A 15,843-nucleotide genomic window follows, 5' to 3' on the forward strand; every position below is an offset into this window, starting at 1 on the left:
GCGCTCGACCCATCTTACGATCCATCGCATATGCGACGATTGGAGACGCTCATGACCCCACCTCTGAACATCGGCTTCGTCCTTTTCCCGAATGTCACCCAGCTCGATTTCACCGGGCCGCTACAGGTGCTGTCGCGGATGCCAGGCGCCAAGGTGCATCTGCTCTGGAAACGCATGGAGCCGTTGACCAGCGACACCGTGCTGACATTCCTGCCGACCACGACCTTTGCCGATTGCCCGCAGCTCGACGTCATCTGCGTGCCCGGCGGCGCCGGTGCGGACGATGCGATGCTCGACGAGGCGACGATTGCCTTTCTGCAGAAGCAGGCTGACGGCTCGCGCTATGTGACATCGGTCTGTACGGGCGCGCTGGTGCTGGGTGCGGCGGGCCTGCTCAAAGGCTATCGCGCAGCGACGCACTGGTCGGCACGGCCGTTCCTGTCGCAGTTTGGCGCGACGTTGGACACGTCGCGCGTCTGCGTCGATCGCAACCGCGTCACCGGCGGCGGCGTTACGGCCGGCATCGACTTTGCGCTGACGTTGGTTTCGATCATGTTCGATCGCCGGACCGCCGAGATGATCCAGCTTGGCATCGAATACAATCCGGCACCGCCGTTTAGCGCGGGTTCGCCGGAGACGGCGCCTGCGGATGTGGTGGCGGCGCTGACGGAACGCGCCGGTGGGTGGAAGACACGCGAGGCCAAGGCGAAACGCGCGGCGGAGCGGCTGGTCTAATGCGTAGGATGGGTTGAGCGGAGCGAAAACCCATCACCACAAGCGCTCGCGGTGATGGGTTATCGCTCCGGCGCGACGCGCCTGCGCTCAACCCATCCTACACCCCACCCAACAAAAAAGCCGCGCATGTCGCCATGCGCGGCTTTTTCGAATTCCAGAATCGCGATTACGAGCCGGGCGTCCAGGCCTGGTAATCGCCGGTCGCCTTCGGGCGACGGCCGGAGGCCAGCGTCGAGCCGGACGGGCGATAGGCCGCCGGCGTGCCGGTGAGATTCGGCTGATGCGGCTTCTGCCATTCGCGGGGCGTGTAGTCCTGCTCGCTCGGCGCCACGTCAGTGGTGTGGTGGATCCAGCCATGCCAGCCGGTCGGAATGCGGCTTGCCTCGGCATAGCCGTTATAGATCACCCAGCGGCGCTGGAAGCCGAGGGTCGGGTCGATCGCACCACCCTTGGTGCGGTAATAACGGTTGCCCTGCTCGTCGGTGCCGACGAGTTCGCCGAATCGTGAGGTCCACAGATCGGTCCCGAAGGTCGATCCGCTCCACCACGTGAAGATTTTCAGCAAAACCTGTTTCATCTTTTGAGCCGTTCCAGGGATTTCGTCGCCCGTTGATGCCATCCGGACGGCCAAATGTCCAGTTGCCGGCGCGGCGGAACGTCGCCAGCAACTGTTCGTGACAGCCCCTTTCCGCCACATGCCGACAATCACAGATAAGTCGCAGGCAACGCTTGGTTTTGTTCATGTCGCATACATCGGGCGAAGCGCGAAATTGCCTGGAGATATGCGGTCACGCTGCGGAACATGGTCCGCGCGAGACTGTTGGGAACATATCCAGATAGGAGAACACGATGACTGGTTTGAAGGTCTTGAGCGTCGCGGCGCTCGCAGCAGTGGCGATCCCGACAATGGCAACGCCAAGCTTCGCCATTGAGAAGCGCGTGGTCATCGGCAGCCCCGGCGGTGGCGGCGGCGTAGCCATTGGCGGCGGTGGCCGTGGTTTCGGCGGCGGTGGTGGCGGCTGGCACGGTGGCGGCCCGCGCTTTGGCGGCGGCGGCTGGCACGGCGGCGGTCCGCGCTATGGCGGCGGTGGCTGGCGTGGCGGTGGCTTCGGTCCGGGCTTTGCGGCCGGCGCCATCATTGGCAGCGGCATCGCAGCCAATAGCTACTATGGTTCCGGATACTACGGTGGCTCCGGCTATTACGGCGGCGGCCCGTATTACGGCAGCAGCTACGCCTATGACGACGACGCACCGGATGTGGTCGAGGTCGCACCGCAGAGCGGCGGCGGAGATGTCGATTACTGCATCCGCACCTACAAGTCGTACAATGTGCGGACGGGCACCTATCTCGGTTATGACGGCCAGCGTCACGCCTGCCCGTAACGCCTGATACAATCCCGATCGAGGGCGGCGCTTGGCGCCGCCCTTTGTCGTGTCGTTTCCGGTTGCGCCAATCGGCACAGCATCTAAGAGTGAAAGCCAGAAGCACGCGGAAACTTTCAGGGAACTCGTGCGTCATAATTCGCCTGGCAGAATCCTTGTCAGCGCCCGTGGTGTGAGCAATTCAGTGGACGCGTCAGACAAGCCCAAGATCGCAGCACTGCACCCGAATGAGACGGAACGGCTGAAGGCGCTGCGGTCCTACGGTATTCTCGACACCGCGATTGAGCCCTCCTTCGACGACATCACCAAGATCGCCAGTCATGTCTGCCAGACGCCGATGTCGATCATCAGCCTGGTCGATGAAGGCCGGCAATGGTTCAAATCGGAAATCGGCCTGGGTGTGCGCGAGACACCGATGGAGCAGTCGATCTGCGCCCATGCGATTCTCGAGCATAGTTTTCTCGAGGTCGAGGACGTCACCAAGGACGCCCGTTTCGCTTGCAATCCGCTGGTCACCGGCGATCCGCATCTGCGGTTCTATGCCGGCGCATTGCTGCGCACCCCCGATGGCCTGCCGCTCGGCACTGTCTGCGTCCTCGACGACAAACCGCGCGTGCTCTCGTCTGAGCAGCGCGAAGTACTGGCCGCCCTTGCCCGCCAGGTCATGGCGCAGATGGAATTCCGTCGCGCCCTCGTACTCGCCGATCGGCTGCAGCGAAATATCAGCCGCCTGATGGCGGTTGCAGGCCACGACCTCAAGCAGCCGCTGCAAGTGATGGTGATGGCCATCGACCGCATCCGCAACAAACTCACTGACGAGAAGGATCGCGAGCGGCTCGGCTACGCCATCGATGCGGGCATGCGCATGGCGGAGGAGCTCGACCGTCTGGCGGAAACGTCCGTGCTCGGCGCCGGATTGGGTGCACCAAGCCTGCACGCATTTCCGCTGCAGGATGTGTTCGACTCGATCCTCGCCAACTGGCGCCTGCATGCGGAAGCCAAAGGGCTCGAACTTATCGTGTTGCCGAGCAAGGCGCAGATCGTCAGCGATCCCGGCATGCTGCGCGCCATTCTCGGCAATCTCGTCGGCAACGCGATCAAATACACCGATCACGGCCGCGTGCTGGTCGGCAGCCGCAAGCGCGAGAACGCGGTGAGCATCGAAGTGCTCGATACCGGAACCGGCATTCCGAGCGAACAGCTGTCATCGATCTTCGAGGCGTTTCACCAGATCAATCCCGCCAGCGAAGGCCTCGGCCTCGGCCTATCCATCGTGCGCCGGACCGCGGAAGCACTGGGCCACGAGATCGCTTTGAAATCCGACCTCACCCGCGGTTCGCATTTCACGGTGAAGGTGCCGCTGGCCGCCGTCCCGGCCTGACGATCACTCGCCGGCGTTCGGCAATTCGCGCCGTGGCGTCGCCGCCGGTGCAAATCCCCATTCGTTGCTGCCGCGCAGAAACGCGATCCATCCCCATGTCGCCCCGGCGTGACGCAACAGCTGGAAGGTGAATGGCTCGATCACCGCCGCGAGCGTCGCGGCTGCAAAACTTGTCGGCGTGCGGCCGCCCGTCAGACGGCGATACAGATGCACGGTCCAGAGATAGACGAAAAAATCCGCGACGATTTTTGCGGTGATCAAGCCGAACACCGGCAGCGCGATCTCGATCTTGCCGATGGCAAGAAATGCGACGAGCAGCACGAAGGCTGTGAGGCCATAGATCGGCTGCAGCGTGTCCAGCGCCTTGATGGGCAGCATGCGCATGCCGAGCCGGCCATAGCGACGATTGCCGGTCATGTCGCGATTCCAGTATTGCGTCTGCAGAAAGCCGGCAAACCAGCGGCGGCGCTGGCGCAGGAATGTCATCACGGTCGATGGCGCATCGGTCCGTGCCAGTGAGCTGCCGATCATGCGCAGCTGCCAGCCAAGATCGTGATCGGTGGAATAGCGATGCAGGCGATGCGTCAGTTCATAATCCTCCACCAGACATTCGGCATCGAAACCGCCGACCTTGATCAGCGCATCCCTGCGAAAACCAGCAAAGGCGCCGGAGATCAACAACAGGCTGTTGCCGCGCATCCAGGCGAAACGCGAGATGACGTTGCGGATATATTCGTAGGTCTGGAACCACTGCATCAACCGGCCGCCGATGCCGGGGCGACAGACCGGCACGAGAATCCCGCCGGCTGCGACCAGTTTCACATCGGCCGCGAATGCGCTGCGCATTTCCGCGATGGCATCGCTTGCCATGAACGTGTCCGCATCCAGCGTGACCACCAGATCGCTGTCAGCCTTCACGATGGCCGCATTCAACGCGCGGGCCTTGCCCTGATGCGGCAGGCGGAGCCAATGCAGCCGCGACGCACCGAGCTTTCCAATACTGTCATGGCCCACGGCCGGAATCGCCAGTCCGTAGCGATCGTGCAAGACGGATGCGGTGTCATCACGCGAGCCGTCATCGGCGATCATGATGAGATCCGGCGCGTCGCTCTGCCCTTCGATGGCTGCCAGCACAGCCGGCAGCGACGCCGCCTCATTATGCGCGGCGATCAGGATGCCAAGGGATGGGCGTCCCCCGGTTGGTGTCGTGCCGACGGGTTGCGGAACACGCGCGGCAAACGCCAGTGGCAAGGTCTGGCGGACCACATAGAGCATCAGCAGCGTGTCATAGGCGATGTAGACCATCCCCGCCGACCACGCCCAGATACTGCTCAACCACAGCGATCTGCCGAACAGCACAAGCCACAAAGCCAGTACGGCAAGATAAATCAGCAAGCTGATCACCGGCAACCGCCGCGGCGTGATGCGAGGCGATGCCGCGGCAAAGGCCTGTTGAAGCGCGTTTGTCATGCCGTCGATCAAAGGGCCCGCCGGAATAAAGCTTTACGTTAGAAGCTACGAGCGAACTGTGATCGGGTTGCGTCGCCGCGGCTAAATAGCGCGTGATCATCGCTGGGCGAAAACACGAATACGTCATGCACGTCACCACAAATCGCGTTTAGACTTATTCCTATGAGCTCCACAGAATTACCGGTCCGCCGTTACACCCGCGTTGCGATGTTCCTTCATTGGCTGATCGCTTTGCTGATCATCATCAATGTCGCGCTGATCTGGAGCGTCGATTACATCCCCGAAGAGCGAATCCGGCTGGTCATCGACAGCCACAAATCGTTCGGCATCACCGTGCTCGGCCTCGTGCTGATGCGCCTGTTATGGCGTGCCGCCAACCGGCCACCGGATCTGCCCGACACCTATCCGCGCGCCGAGAAGGCCACGGCCCATGCCGCCCATATCGCGCTTTACGTGCTGATGATCGGACTGCCGCTGTCGGGCTGGATGCATGACAGCGCGTGGAAGGCCGCTGGCGAGATCAAGATGTATCTGTTCGGCCTGTTCGAATGGCCGCGCATCGGCTGGATCATGAATACGGATCCTGCCTTTAAGGAACGCCTTCACGGGATCTTCGGCGGCATCCATCACTGGCTGGCTTATGCGCTTTATGCGCTGGTCGGCCTGCACATCGCTGCTGCCCTCAAGCATCAGTGGTGGGATGGACATCCGGAATTGCAGCGCATGTGGCCGGGCAAGGAGAGCTAGCCTTTCGTCGCCAGCGCCACGCCAGCCAGCGTGAAGCTCAACGCCGCGATCTGCACGATTCCGAGCGGCTCATGCAGCATGACGGACGCTCCCACCACCCCGATCACCGGCACCGCCATGGTGCCGATCGCCGCAACGGAAGCCGGCAGCAAGGTCAGCGCCGCAAACCAGCTCACATAGGCAACGCAAAAGCCGATCAGCCCGACATAGGCGAAGGTCCCCCAGCCGACATAGGTCACGGCCGCTGGATGCGCAGTCTCGCAGACGAGGCCGATCAGCATCACCGGGAAACTGCCAAGCACGATCTGCCAGCCAGCGGATGCCAGCAGCGGCATCTTCAGCGGATACTTCTTGCCGAGCACCGTGCCGCCCGCGAAGCCGAATGCACCGGTCACGGCCATCACGAGGCCCAGCAACTTCTGCTGGCTGACCTCGACGCCGTCCCCGAGCATCAGCGCGGCAATGCCGGAAAACGCCATCAGCATCGCGATGATGCGCCGGAGTGACAGGGTCTCGCCAAGAATCTGCCAGGCGAGCACAGCGGCCCAGATCGGCATCGTATAGGCGATGACAGCCGCCTCGCCGGCCGGCAGCCACAGCAGCGCCAGGCTCATCAGCGCCATCCAGCCGAATACGTTGAGCATGGAGAGCCCGACCAGACGCCCCCACTGCCCCGCTGGCACGCGCAGGCTCTCGCCGCGGAGCAGCCCGAGGACAAGCAGCACCAGCCCGCCGATCACGCCTGCGGCCCCGCGTCCGGTCAGCGGCGGCCATTCGGTGAGCATGAGTTTGGTCATCGGCCAGTTGAAACCCCAGCCGATCGAGGTGACGACGAGAAACAAAAGGCCAAGCGACGCGATTCGCGGACGCGAATCTGTAGAGGTGGGACTGGTCATGAAACGGGCATTCCGGCGGACGATTCGGCGTCACCATGCGCGCAATCGCGCCTTCCGACCACCGCCAGTCGTGGGAACCCACCATCCCGCTGCCGCACGCCTGAAAGTCATCCGGATGCAATGCCAAAATGCAACACTCTGCCTGCCTGTGAACAACGGGCATGGAGCGGTTTGCAGACACTTTGCAAAAAATTTTCGGCTTGGGATTCCATGAGGACTCACCGATAGTTGGCCTTGTTCAGGGCGTGGCCGAGCCCCCTGGTTATCCACCCTTTCCACCATATTTAGTATTTGATTCAGGAACCGTCACTAATCCTTGACGTGAGAGATCGGTTTGGCCTAATTTTCGGACTGTCCGGTGCGAGCAGTTAGTCGTCTCCCCGGGCGCTCCCAAAACGGGTCCTGACCGGTCACTTCGTCCCTCCAAGGAGGTTACGGGGATCGGGGATCTGCGCCCTGATCACCAGAGCTTTGGAGCAGCAAAAGTGGGCCGGCAAACCGGCCCAAACCACGCGTTGAGGCGTTAGGATCAGGCGGAAACGCCGGGTCCTGGGATGCATGACCCCGGCAGTTCCGGGCGGCCGCAAATGGCCCCGCCATGCTCCAGAACAGAGATAAAAGGACCGGTTTCACCGGCAAATCCTGCGGCAATCTTGAGGCAGCCTCGCGGCAAACTTGAGACTGCTAACTGAAATCACCGACCCACCAGATGTGGTGTCGGCCATGAGACGGGGCACGACGACGATGCAGATCACACGCCGCTACACCACCGAAGGACAGTCGCCCTATGCCGGGATCGACTTCCGTCACACCACCTCCGAGATCCGCAATCCGGATGGCTCGGTCGTGTTCAAGCTTGAAGGCGTCGAGGTCCCCGAGTCGTGGTCGCAGGTTGCGTCCGACGTTCTCGCCCAGAAGTACTTTCGCAAGGCCGGCGTCGCCGCCCGTCTGAAGAAGGTTGAAGAAGAGACCGTTCCGTCGTGGCTGTGGCGCTCGGTGCCGGACACCGAGGCGCTGGCCGCTTTGCCCGAGAAAGAGCGCTTCGTCAGCGAACTCTCGTCCAAGCAGGTGTTCGACCGCCTCGCCGGCTGCTGGACCTATTGGGGCTGGAAGGGCAGCTACTTCACGTCGGAAGCCGACGCCCACGCATTCCATGACGAGCTGCGCTACATGCTCGCCAAGCAGATGGTCGCGCCGAATTCGCCGCAGTGGTTCAACACCGGCCTGCACTGGGCTTACGGCGTCGATGGTCCCGGCCAGGGCCACTATTACGTGGACTGGAAGACCGGCAAGCTCACCAAGTCGAAATCGTCCTACGAACATCCGCAGCCGCATGCCTGCTTCATCCAGGGCGTCGAGGACGATCTGGTCAACGAAGGTGGCATCATGGACCTGTGGGTGCGTGAAGCCCGCCTGTTCAAATATGGTTCGGGCACCGGCTCCAACTTCTCGAAGCTGCGCGGCGAAGGCGAGAAGCTGTCGGGCGGCGGTCGCTCGTCGGGCCTGATGTCGTTCCTCAAGATCGGCGATCGCGCCGCCGGCGCCATCAAGTCGGGCGGCACCACGCGCCGCGCGGCCAAGATGGTCGTGGTCGATGCCGACCATCCGGATATCGAGACCTATATCGACTGGAAGGTGAAGGAAGAACAGAAGGTCGCGGCCCTCGTCACTGGTTCGAAGATGAACCAGAAGCACCTCAAGGCCATCATGAAGGCCTGCGTGAATTGCGAAGGTTCGGGCGACGACTGCTTCGATCCCGAGAAAAACCCGGCGCTGCGCCGCGAGATCAAGCTCGCGCGCCGCGCGCTGGTCACCGACAACATGATCAAGCGCGTCATCCAGTTCGCCAAGCAGGGCTACAAGGATATCGCCTTCGACATCTACGACACCGACTGGGATTCTGAGGCCTATCTCACCGTTGCCGGCCAGAACTCCAACAACTCCGTCTCGCTCAAGGACGATTTCCTGCGCGCCGTCGAGACCGATGGCAACTGGGACCTGATCGCCCGCAAGGACGGCAAGGTGATGAAGACGATCAAGGCCCGCGATCTGTGGGAGAAGATCGGCTACTCCGCCTGGGCCTCGGCCGATCCCGGCCTGCACTTCAACACCACCATGAATGACTGGCACACCTGCAAGTCATCCGGCGATATCCGTGCGTCCAACCCGTGCTCGGAATACATGTTCCTGGACGATACGGCGTGCAACCTCGCCTCGGCCAACCTGCTGACCTTCTACGACACCGCCTCCTCGACCTTCGACATCCATGCCTATGAGCATCTCTGCCGCTTGTGGACCATGGTGCTCGAAATCTCGGTCATGATGGCCCAGTTCCCGTCGAAGCCGATCGCTGAACTCTCTTACGAATTCCGCACCCTCGGCCTCGGCTACGCCAACATCGGCGGCCTGCTGATGACCATGGGCCTGTCCTACGACTCGAAGGAAGGCCGCGCGCTGTGCGGCGCCCTCACCGCTGTCATGACCGGCGTCAGCTATGCGACCTCGGCCGAGATGGCCAAGGAGCTCGGCCCGTTCCCCGGCTACAAGAAGAACGCAGCCCATATGCTGCGCGTCATCCGCAACCATCGCCGCGCTGCGCACGGCGACAGCCACGGCTATGAGAAGCTCGCCGTCAGCCCGGTGCCGCTCGACCACGCCTCCTGCCCGCAGGCGGATATCGTCGAGCGCGCAAAGCTCGCCTGGGACAACGCCCTCGAACTCGGCGAACTCCATGGCTATCGCAATGCCCAGACCACCGTCGTGGCGCCGACCGGCACCATTGGTCTCGTCATGGATTGCGACACCACCGGCATCGAGCCCGACTTCGCGCTGGTGAAATTCAAGAAGCTCGCCGGTGGCGGCTACTGGAAGATCATCAACCGCGCCGTGCCGGCGGCACTGCGCAAGCTCGGCTATAGCGAAGCCAACATTGCCGAGATCGAAGCCTATGCCGTCGGCCATGGCTCGCTGAGCAATGCGCCCGGCATCAACAGCTCGACGCTGAAGGCCAAGGGTTTTACCGACGAAGCGCTGAAGAAGGTCGAGGCAGCACTGCCGACCGCCTTCGACATCAAATTCGCCTTCAACAAGTGGACTTTTGGCGAGGACTTCCTCCGCGACACGCTGAAGATCGAGGCGGAAGCCATCGCAGCCCCCGGCTTCGACCTGCTCGCCGCCCTCGGCTTCACCAAGCGCGAGATCGAAGCCGCGAACGTGCACATCTGCGGTGCCATGACCGTGGAAGGCGCGCCGCATCTGAAGGCCGAGCACTACAGCGTGTTCGATTGCGCCAATCCCTGCGGCAAGATCGGCAAGCGTTATCTCTCGGTGGAAAGCCACATCCGCATGATGGCGGCGTCGCAGCCCTTCATCTCGGGTGCGATCTCCAAAACCATCAACATGCCGAACGACGCCACGGTGGAGGACTGCAAGTCCGCATACCTCTTGTCGTGGAAGCTCGCGCTGAAGGCCAATGCGCTTTATCGCGATGGCTCGAAGCTGTCGCAGCCGCTCAACTCGCAGCTCATCAGCGATGAGGACGAGGACGAGGATGCGCTGGAGAACCTGATGGAGAAGCCGATGGCGGCCCGCACCGCCGCGATCTCCGAGAAGGTGGTGGAACGCCTCGTCGAGCGCATCGTCGTCATGCGCGAGCGTGAGAAGATGCCGGATCGCCGCAAGGGCTACACCCAGAAGGCCGTGGTCGGTGGCCACAAGGTCTATCTGCGCACCGGCGAATATGATGATGGCCGCCTCGGCGAGATCTTCATCGACATGCACAAGGAAGGCGCGGCGCTCCGCTCCTTCATCAACAACTTCGCCATCGCCGTCTCGCTGGGTCTCCAGTATGGCGTGCCGCTGGAAGAATATGTCGACGCCTTCACCTTCACCCGCTTCGAGCCCGCGGGCCCGGTGCAGGGCAACGACTCCATCAAGTTCGCGACCTCGATCCTCGACTACGTGTTCCGCGAACTCGCCGTCTCCTACATGTCGCGTTTCGATCTCGGCCATGTGGACCTGTCCGAGACCGGCTTCGACGCGCTGGGCAAGGGCGAGGACGAAGGCAAGGCGCCGGATGAAGCGAGCAAATATGTCTCGCGCGGCCTGACCCGCTCGCGCACCGACAATCTCGTCGTCATGCGCGGCGGCGCCACCGCCGTCTCGGCCAACAATGACAGCGCCCCTGCCGGCGGCAGCCGCGTCACCGCCTTCGCCGGCGGCCATGCGGAAGGCGCCGTGGCGCTGAAGACCGCAGAGCCGACGGTGGCCCTGTCACCGACCGAAAAGCTCGAGGCGCAAGCCTGGAGCAAGGCCGGCACGGCCGCAGCCGCAGCTCCAAGCAAGGCCGAGCGCCGCGCCGAAGCGAAGGCCAAGGGCTATGAAGGCGACATGTGCGGAGAGTGCTCGAACTTCACGCTGGTGCGGAATGGCACTTGTATGAAGTGCGATACATGTGGCTCGACCACCGGCTGTTCCTGATATTTCTATCCGCTGGATGCAACACCGGAAAAAGCAAAACCCGCCGAGAGGCGGGTTTTTCATTTTGAGGCAAAGAACTCTCCGCCCGTAACTAAGTGCCTCAGAACAATGAAATAAAATAGGAACCCGAATCGCGCTTGGACTTCCTATACCGCGTCTACGGCGTCGATTACGGCCCTATATACATTTTAGTCAGAACTCCCGCGATAGCGCCTGAAACTACCTTTAATCCAATATCGCTGGATATATCGACGAGGCGCTTCCCCCATCGCTTGAGCTTTCCTTCATCAGGCACTGGTTTTTCAGCCTCGACTCTTACGACATCCGCAACATCCCGGAATGCGTCCTTCTGGTCTTGGGCAAGATCCTTAAACTCTGGCGACGCGAGAGCTTTATCGATCTCTGTGACCAGCGATTGGTGATTCTGGTTGAATGCTGTCTGATTGAAATTGCCCGTACCGACCTGCTGCACAGCGCCTGGACTATTTGTCTGGTTATTCACAACGCTTACCAATGGATCTCTCTTCAAGCGCTCACTCCCCATCATTCCATGCTGGAAATCGTCCAGCACTTGATCCTTCTTTTCATGCATCGCAACCTGCATACGATCCACAATCTCAGAATAGCCGCCACCAAATGTACTCTCATTGGTCGCAGCTCTATTTTTTACTTCCTGGATCATACGGACCGCCATCTGGTTGGCGCAGAAAGCGACCTGCTCGTAAACCTCCCCGGTGTGCCGACCTGTAGCATTGAATGCAAACTCCATGGCGGACTTCACCTCTTCGTCTAATAGGCGAATACCCGCCTCCCAGAAATTCATGAATGTCCGAGAGCTATGGAGCGCACCCGCAGCCGCAGCTTCGCGCTGCACGCGAGACACCTCCACCTGAAATTTCTGCACTGCAGAAATCGTTCTACTATTCAGGTTTCGACCAACGTAAGCAAGTTCATCCGACATAGCGGCCTCTAACGCAGCGATTTTGACAGAAAGCAGTATGCACATGATAGCATAGCTACTGGCAAAAAATTGGCTGGGGCGCCCGCAAATGAACCACTATCTATTAATAGGTGCGGGCTTCAGTCGGAATTGGGGTGGGTGGCTTGCCAACGAGGCGTTCGAATATCTCCTTGGCGTAACTACGCTTGACGAGTTTACCCGAAACATTCTCTGGCAGAACAAACTGCAGGGCGGCGGATTTGAAGCTGCTCTGGCTGTACTTCAGGCGACATATGCAAATGGAGGCCTGCTTGAGCATTTGCGAAGGCTGGATGCGATGAACAATGCACTTGTCGCGATGTTCACTGAGATGCAGGCAACTTTTTCTGCACAAAATTTGACGGGAGGCTCGCTCCGCCTGCAAAAGTTTCTCTCGTACTTCGACGCGATCTTCACGCTCAACCAAGACACGTTTTTGGAAACGCACTATGCTGGAGACGTTCGATGGTCGGAGCACTGGCAGGGCTCGTACCTGCCAAAAATGAAGCTCGTTGATGAATCCGAGCAGCGATATCCATTTATGCTCCGGTCTCCCATGACGCCTGATCCCCAAGCCGATTCCTTTGAGAATCTCCAACCGATCTACAAGCTACACGGATCGTTCAACTGGCAATCGAGCTCGGAAAGCCAACGCTTATTGGTGATGGGTGGAAACAAGACCGCCACAATCCAATCTCAGCCGGTCCTTGCTGAGTACCAGCGAATTTTCGATTGCACGATTTCCCGTCCAAATAATCGCCTAATGATTATTGGCTACAGCTTCGGTGACGACCATATCAACAACGTCATTCAACGAGCAGCAATTGCAGGCACGAAGATATTTATTATCGATCCAACCGGTGTAGACGTTTTTGATAAGCGAAATCCGGCAGCTCAGATAAGTCAGCCCGCCACCGAACTGATGAGAGCCATGATGAAGGCAGTCAATGGAGCGTCACGGCGACCTTTGTCGGAAATAATCTACGGTGAACAAGGGGACCATGCTAAGGTAATGAAGTTCTTCGATGGTCGAGAGCATATTATGCGATAAAGGGCCTCGATGGATACTCTGTATCCCACCGAAGGTAAGTGAATCGATTCGACATCAGCGGCCGAGATCGTTACCGAATCCGCCGTGGCTTCGAAATGCGCTCGTCCTGATACGAGCCATAAGCCATCCACGGATTGCGGACGCAATCGCCGCCAACGCCGCTGACCGATGCCTGGCATTGGTTGAGCGATGTGAATGAGCAATCAGGCGTGCCGTCGGTCACCGGCGTGCGCTGGCACCAGGGATAGTCTGGCGCCGCAGAGGCCGACGCCGCGCTCAGGAGAACGATCGCTGACGCGATGATGAATGTCCGCATGTTTCAATTCCTTCAATCACGGAAGGAAAAGGCCGGATGCGGCGAACAGTTCCCGGCTTCCGATGCATGCCAGAGCTATCGGCCATGAATGAGGATAGTGCCCGGCCTGCATGGTTCGAGACGCCCGCGTCGCTCGTCACCATGAGGGTCTTTTATGGTGCCAAGCACTCTACCCTCATCCTGAGGAGCGGCCTTCTTAGGCCGCGTCTCGAAGGATGGCTGCAGTCTTCAGTCCGTCGACTTATCGCAAAAGAAAAGCCCGCACTAGGCGGGCCCTGCAATTACTCCAGATGGGGTGTTCATCGCCGGGATCATGGCGTCCAGTCGTTCGAAAATGATCGAGCCGGACTCATCGACCGCCACCTTCTCGGTGACATTGCAATCCCGGCAGATGAAGAGCCTCGCTTCCTCGCTCGGATTGCCCCCGTCCGTCAGATACCCCGCAAATGCACGCGCCTCGCCGCAGTCCGGACACTGTACCGGTCCTCTCATCGCAGTCCTCCTCAGTCCCAACGCAACGAGAATGGCCCACGGGGCCAGTTGGTTCCGCACCTGAGGCGAATTCGTGTCGGCCGCGAGGCAGCCCGCAATGCGCGGACTAGTGGGCCGCTTTCGGCGCACCGGCGCTGGCGGCGGGCGCCTTCCCTGCGTCGGCTGACGGCGCAAGCGTCGCGGCATGAACGACGAAGCCGAGGAAGAGCAGCGCAATCACGCCGGCGACGATCGCGCCAGCGTTGCTGTCGGTGCCGGCGTCTTTCAGGGCATGATCGGGGGCGGAAGCCATGGTGGGTCCTTTGCTTTGTGACTAGGATGCTGGGCAAATCGTGCGACGATCATACGCGTCGAACGACGACATTTCCACCGCACGCCTGATCGCCGGAGATGGCGAGAGCCCCCATTCGGAAAGCGCCCCATGAAACTCCATGACCCCGCCGACAATGTCTGGACCGCGCAGCAGGACGAGGAGCTGAAGCTGCAGCTCGCCAATGGCCGCAGCATCAACGAGGTCGCGCTGCGCATGAAGCGCTCGCCCCTCGCCGTGCGGACGCGCGTCAACAAGCTCGGGATCCGCGAGGTGAAGGAGGGCTAGGCGCCGTCCGGCCGGAACAAAGCCGAACACCGCGCGTTATGGCGCGAATCCCAACCACAGGAAGGCCCCATGGGCACGCTTCGCATCGTCTCGACGATTGATCCGCTCCCCGCCGCCGCGGACGCGCAGGCCGCGCTGTCGGATATCGATCTGCTCCATGCCATCAGCATGGACCTGATCGGCGAGCAGGACCCGACGGCGCTGTATGGCAAGATCGTCGATGCGGCCATTGCGATCACCGGATCGCAATTCGGCACGATGCAGCTGCGGCGCCAGCCCGACGACGGCGGCGCGCCCGGCCTGCATCTGCTGGTCTCGCGCGGCCTGACGGATGACGACCGGGCGGTCTGGCAGTGGGTCAGCCCCACCGCCCATAGCAGCTGCACCAAGGCGCTGCACACCGGGCGGCGGGCGATCATCGCCGATTACGAGACCTGGGACGAGATTACCGGCACGGCGGATCTCGACGCGTTTCGCCGCGCCGGCATCCGCTCCGCGCAGACGACGCCGCTGCTGTCCCGGGACGGCACCCTGCTCGGGATGATCTCGACCCATTGGCGCAGCCCGCACGAGCCGTCGCAGCGCGATCTCCGCCTGCTCGACATCCTGGCGCGGCAGGCGGCGGACCTGCTCGAACGCACTCTCGCTGAAGAGGCTCTGCGCGAGCGCGAACAGGAGCTTCAGAAGACGGTGGAGGTGCTGCGCGAAACCCAGCAATTGCAGGAAGTGCTCACCAGCGAACTCGGCCACCGCGTCAAGAACCTGTTCGCCATGGTCAGCGCGATCACGACCCACACGCTGCGCGGATCCACCGACCGTTTCCGGGCGCAGACCCTGCAGCATCGCCTGACGGCGCTGAGCTCGGCGCATGACATCCTGCTGCAATCGAGCTGGAAGCCGGCGCCACTGAAAGACGTGGCCCTGGCCGCCGTCGCCAATGCCGGCATCAAGGATCGCGTGCAAATCGACGGCCCGCATGTGACCCTGGGCTCCAAGGCGGCGCTCAGCCTCGCGCTGCTCATCCATGAACTCGCGACCAACGCGCTGAAATACGGATCGCTGTCGCTGGGCGCCGGCCTCGTCGCACTGACGTGGCGGATCGACGGCGCTGCCGATGCCGAAACACTGTATGTGACGTGGACCGAGACCAAGGGCCCGAAGGTCGAACCGCCCACGGATACCGGCTTCGGCTCGCGGCTCATCAATGCGGGCATTTCCGGCCTCGGCGATGTCATCCTCGCCTACAAGCCCACCGGGCTGGAGTGTCAGATGCGCGCGCCGCTGCAGGACCTGCAGGGCGCCGAATAGCGCTACGA

The 15,843-nt window shown here is 61.5% G+C and carries 14 protein-coding genes; 8 read left to right on the plus strand and 6 right to left on the minus strand.

Annotated features, from left to right (window positions below; genetic code table 11):
* Positions 1-51: 51 nt before the first annotated feature.
* Complete coding sequence (locus ACIQ2A_RS05510; protein WP_398476622.1) at positions 52-735, plus strand: DJ-1/PfpI family protein; 684 nt, start codon at positions 52-54, stop codon at positions 733-735.
* A gap of 166 nt (positions 736-901) precedes the next feature.
* Here ACIQ2A_RS05510 and ACIQ2A_RS05515 read toward each other — a convergent pair whose 3' ends face one another.
* The gene (locus ACIQ2A_RS05515; protein WP_398476624.1) at positions 902-1,312 is read right to left on the minus strand and encodes an NADH:ubiquinone oxidoreductase subunit NDUFA12; all 411 of its coding nucleotides are present in this window, start codon (positions 1,310-1,312) and stop codon (positions 902-904) included.
* Positions 1,313-1,584: 272 nt separating this feature from the next.
* On the opposite strand from ACIQ2A_RS05515, the gene ACIQ2A_RS05520 reads away from it, so the two are divergent.
* Complete coding sequence (locus tag ACIQ2A_RS05520; RefSeq protein ID WP_398476626.1) at positions 1,585-2,118, plus strand: BA14K family protein; 534 nt, start codon at positions 1,585-1,587, stop codon at positions 2,116-2,118.
* A gap of 184 nt (positions 2,119-2,302) precedes the next feature.
* Positions 2,303-3,499 (plus strand): sensor histidine kinase, encoded by a 1,197-nt coding sequence (locus ACIQ2A_RS05525; protein WP_398476628.1) that lies wholly within the window; start codon positions 2,303-2,305, stop codon positions 3,497-3,499.
* 3 nt (positions 3,500-3,502) lie between these two features.
* Here the strand turns inward: ACIQ2A_RS05525 and ACIQ2A_RS05530 are convergent, their stop codons facing one another.
* Positions 3,503-4,969, minus strand: coding sequence for a glycosyltransferase family 2 protein (locus tag ACIQ2A_RS05530; protein ID WP_398476630.1), 1,467 nt, complete (start codon positions 4,967-4,969; stop codon positions 3,503-3,505).
* Positions 4,970-5,131: 162 nt separating this feature from the next.
* Between ACIQ2A_RS05530 and ACIQ2A_RS05535 the strand changes: the two genes are divergently transcribed.
* A complete protein-coding gene (locus ACIQ2A_RS05535; RefSeq protein WP_398476632.1) occupies positions 5,132-5,716 on the plus strand; it encodes a cytochrome b in 585 nt (194 codons plus the stop codon).
* Here ACIQ2A_RS05535 and ACIQ2A_RS05540 read toward each other — a convergent pair.
* Positions 5,713-6,612, minus strand: coding sequence for a DMT family transporter (locus ACIQ2A_RS05540; protein ID WP_398476634.1), 900 nt, complete (start codon positions 6,610-6,612; stop codon positions 5,713-5,715). The two genes, ACIQ2A_RS05535 and ACIQ2A_RS05540, sit on opposite strands and share 4 nt — an antisense overlap.
* Positions 6,613-7,356: 744 nt before the next feature.
* Between ACIQ2A_RS05540 and ACIQ2A_RS05545 the strand changes: the two genes are divergently transcribed.
* A complete protein-coding gene (locus tag ACIQ2A_RS05545; RefSeq protein WP_398476686.1) occupies positions 7,357-11,091 on the plus strand; it encodes a vitamin B12-dependent ribonucleotide reductase in 3,735 nt (1,244 codons plus the stop codon).
* A gap of 169 nt (positions 11,092-11,260) precedes the next feature.
* Here the strand turns inward: ACIQ2A_RS05545 and ACIQ2A_RS05550 are convergent, their stop codons facing one another.
* The gene (locus tag ACIQ2A_RS05550; RefSeq protein ID WP_398476636.1) at positions 11,261-12,052 is read right to left on the minus strand and encodes a hypothetical protein; all 792 of its coding nucleotides are present in this window, start codon (positions 12,050-12,052) and stop codon (positions 11,261-11,263) included.
* A gap of 88 nt (positions 12,053-12,140) precedes the next feature.
* On the opposite strand from ACIQ2A_RS05550, the gene ACIQ2A_RS05555 reads away from it, so the two are divergent.
* Entirely contained in the window at positions 12,141-13,121 is a 981-nt protein-coding gene (locus ACIQ2A_RS05555; protein WP_398476638.1) for an SIR2 family protein, read from the plus strand.
* A gap of 70 nt (positions 13,122-13,191) precedes the next feature.
* On the opposite strand, the gene ACIQ2A_RS05560 is transcribed toward ACIQ2A_RS05555, so the two are convergent.
* Positions 13,192-13,437: a DUF3551 domain-containing protein gene (locus ACIQ2A_RS05560; RefSeq protein ID WP_398476640.1), complete on the minus strand. Its 246-nt coding sequence runs from the start codon at positions 13,435-13,437 to the stop codon at positions 13,192-13,194.
* A gap of 598 nt (positions 13,438-14,035) precedes the next feature.
* Positions 14,036-14,221, minus strand: coding sequence for a hypothetical protein (locus ACIQ2A_RS05565; protein WP_398476642.1), 186 nt, complete (start codon positions 14,219-14,221; stop codon positions 14,036-14,038).
* Between the two features lie 129 nt (positions 14,222-14,350).
* Between ACIQ2A_RS05565 and ACIQ2A_RS05570 the strand changes: the two genes are divergently transcribed.
* Both ACIQ2A_RS05570 and ACIQ2A_RS05575 read left to right on the plus strand, forming a co-directional pair.
* Positions 14,351-14,527: a hypothetical protein gene (locus ACIQ2A_RS05570; protein WP_398476644.1), complete on the plus strand. Its 177-nt coding sequence runs from the start codon at positions 14,351-14,353 to the stop codon at positions 14,525-14,527.
* A 69-nt stretch (positions 14,528-14,596) separates the two neighbouring features.
* Entirely contained in the window at positions 14,597-15,835 is a 1,239-nt protein-coding gene (locus ACIQ2A_RS05575; RefSeq protein WP_398476646.1) for an HWE histidine kinase domain-containing protein, read from the plus strand.
* The last annotated feature ends 8 nt before the right edge of the window (positions 15,836-15,843 follow it).

The sequence above is a fragment of the Tardiphaga sp. genome (assembly GCF_044336785.1).
Classification (GTDB): Bacteria; Pseudomonadota; Alphaproteobacteria; order Rhizobiales; family Xanthobacteraceae; genus Tardiphaga.

Bases quoted from the DNA above. Each gene is read 5' to 3' on its own strand.
- ACIQ2A_RS05510 (WP_398476622.1), top strand. From the start codon at position 52: ATGACCCCACCTCTGAACATCGGCTTCGTCCTTTTCCCGAATGTCACC.
- ACIQ2A_RS05515 (WP_398476624.1), bottom strand. From the start codon at position 1,312: ATGAAACAGGTTTTGCTGAAAATCTTCACGTGGTGGAGCGGATCGACC.
- ACIQ2A_RS05520 (WP_398476626.1), top strand. From the start codon at position 1,585: ATGACTGGTTTGAAGGTCTTGAGCGTCGCGGCGCTCGCAGCAGTGGCG.
- ACIQ2A_RS05530 (WP_398476630.1), bottom strand. From the start codon at position 4,969: ATGACAAACGCGCTTCAACAGGCCTTTGCCGCGGCATCGCCTCGCATC.
- ACIQ2A_RS05535 (WP_398476632.1), top strand. From the start codon at position 5,132: ATGAGCTCCACAGAATTACCGGTCCGCCGTTACACCCGCGTTGCGATG.
- ACIQ2A_RS05540 (WP_398476634.1), bottom strand. From the start codon at position 6,612: ATGACCAGTCCCACCTCTACAGATTCGCGTCCGCGAATCGCGTCGCTT.
- ACIQ2A_RS05545 (WP_398476686.1), top strand. From the start codon at position 7,357: ATGCAGATCACACGCCGCTACACCACCGAAGGACAGTCGCCCTATGCC.
- ACIQ2A_RS05550 (WP_398476636.1), bottom strand. From the start codon at position 12,052: ATGTCGGATGAACTTGCTTACGTTGGTCGAAACCTGAATAGTAGAACG.
- ACIQ2A_RS05555 (WP_398476638.1), top strand. From the start codon at position 12,141: ATGAACCACTATCTATTAATAGGTGCGGGCTTCAGTCGGAATTGGGGT.
- ACIQ2A_RS05560 (WP_398476640.1), bottom strand. From the start codon at position 13,437: ATGCGGACATTCATCATCGCGTCAGCGATCGTTCTCCTGAGCGCGGCG.
- ACIQ2A_RS05565 (WP_398476642.1), bottom strand. From the start codon at position 14,221: ATGGCTTCCGCCCCCGATCATGCCCTGAAAGACGCCGGCACCGACAGC.
- ACIQ2A_RS05570 (WP_398476644.1), top strand. From the start codon at position 14,351: ATGAAACTCCATGACCCCGCCGACAATGTCTGGACCGCGCAGCAGGAC.
- ACIQ2A_RS05575 (WP_398476646.1), top strand. From the start codon at position 14,597: ATGGGCACGCTTCGCATCGTCTCGACGATTGATCCGCTCCCCGCCGCC.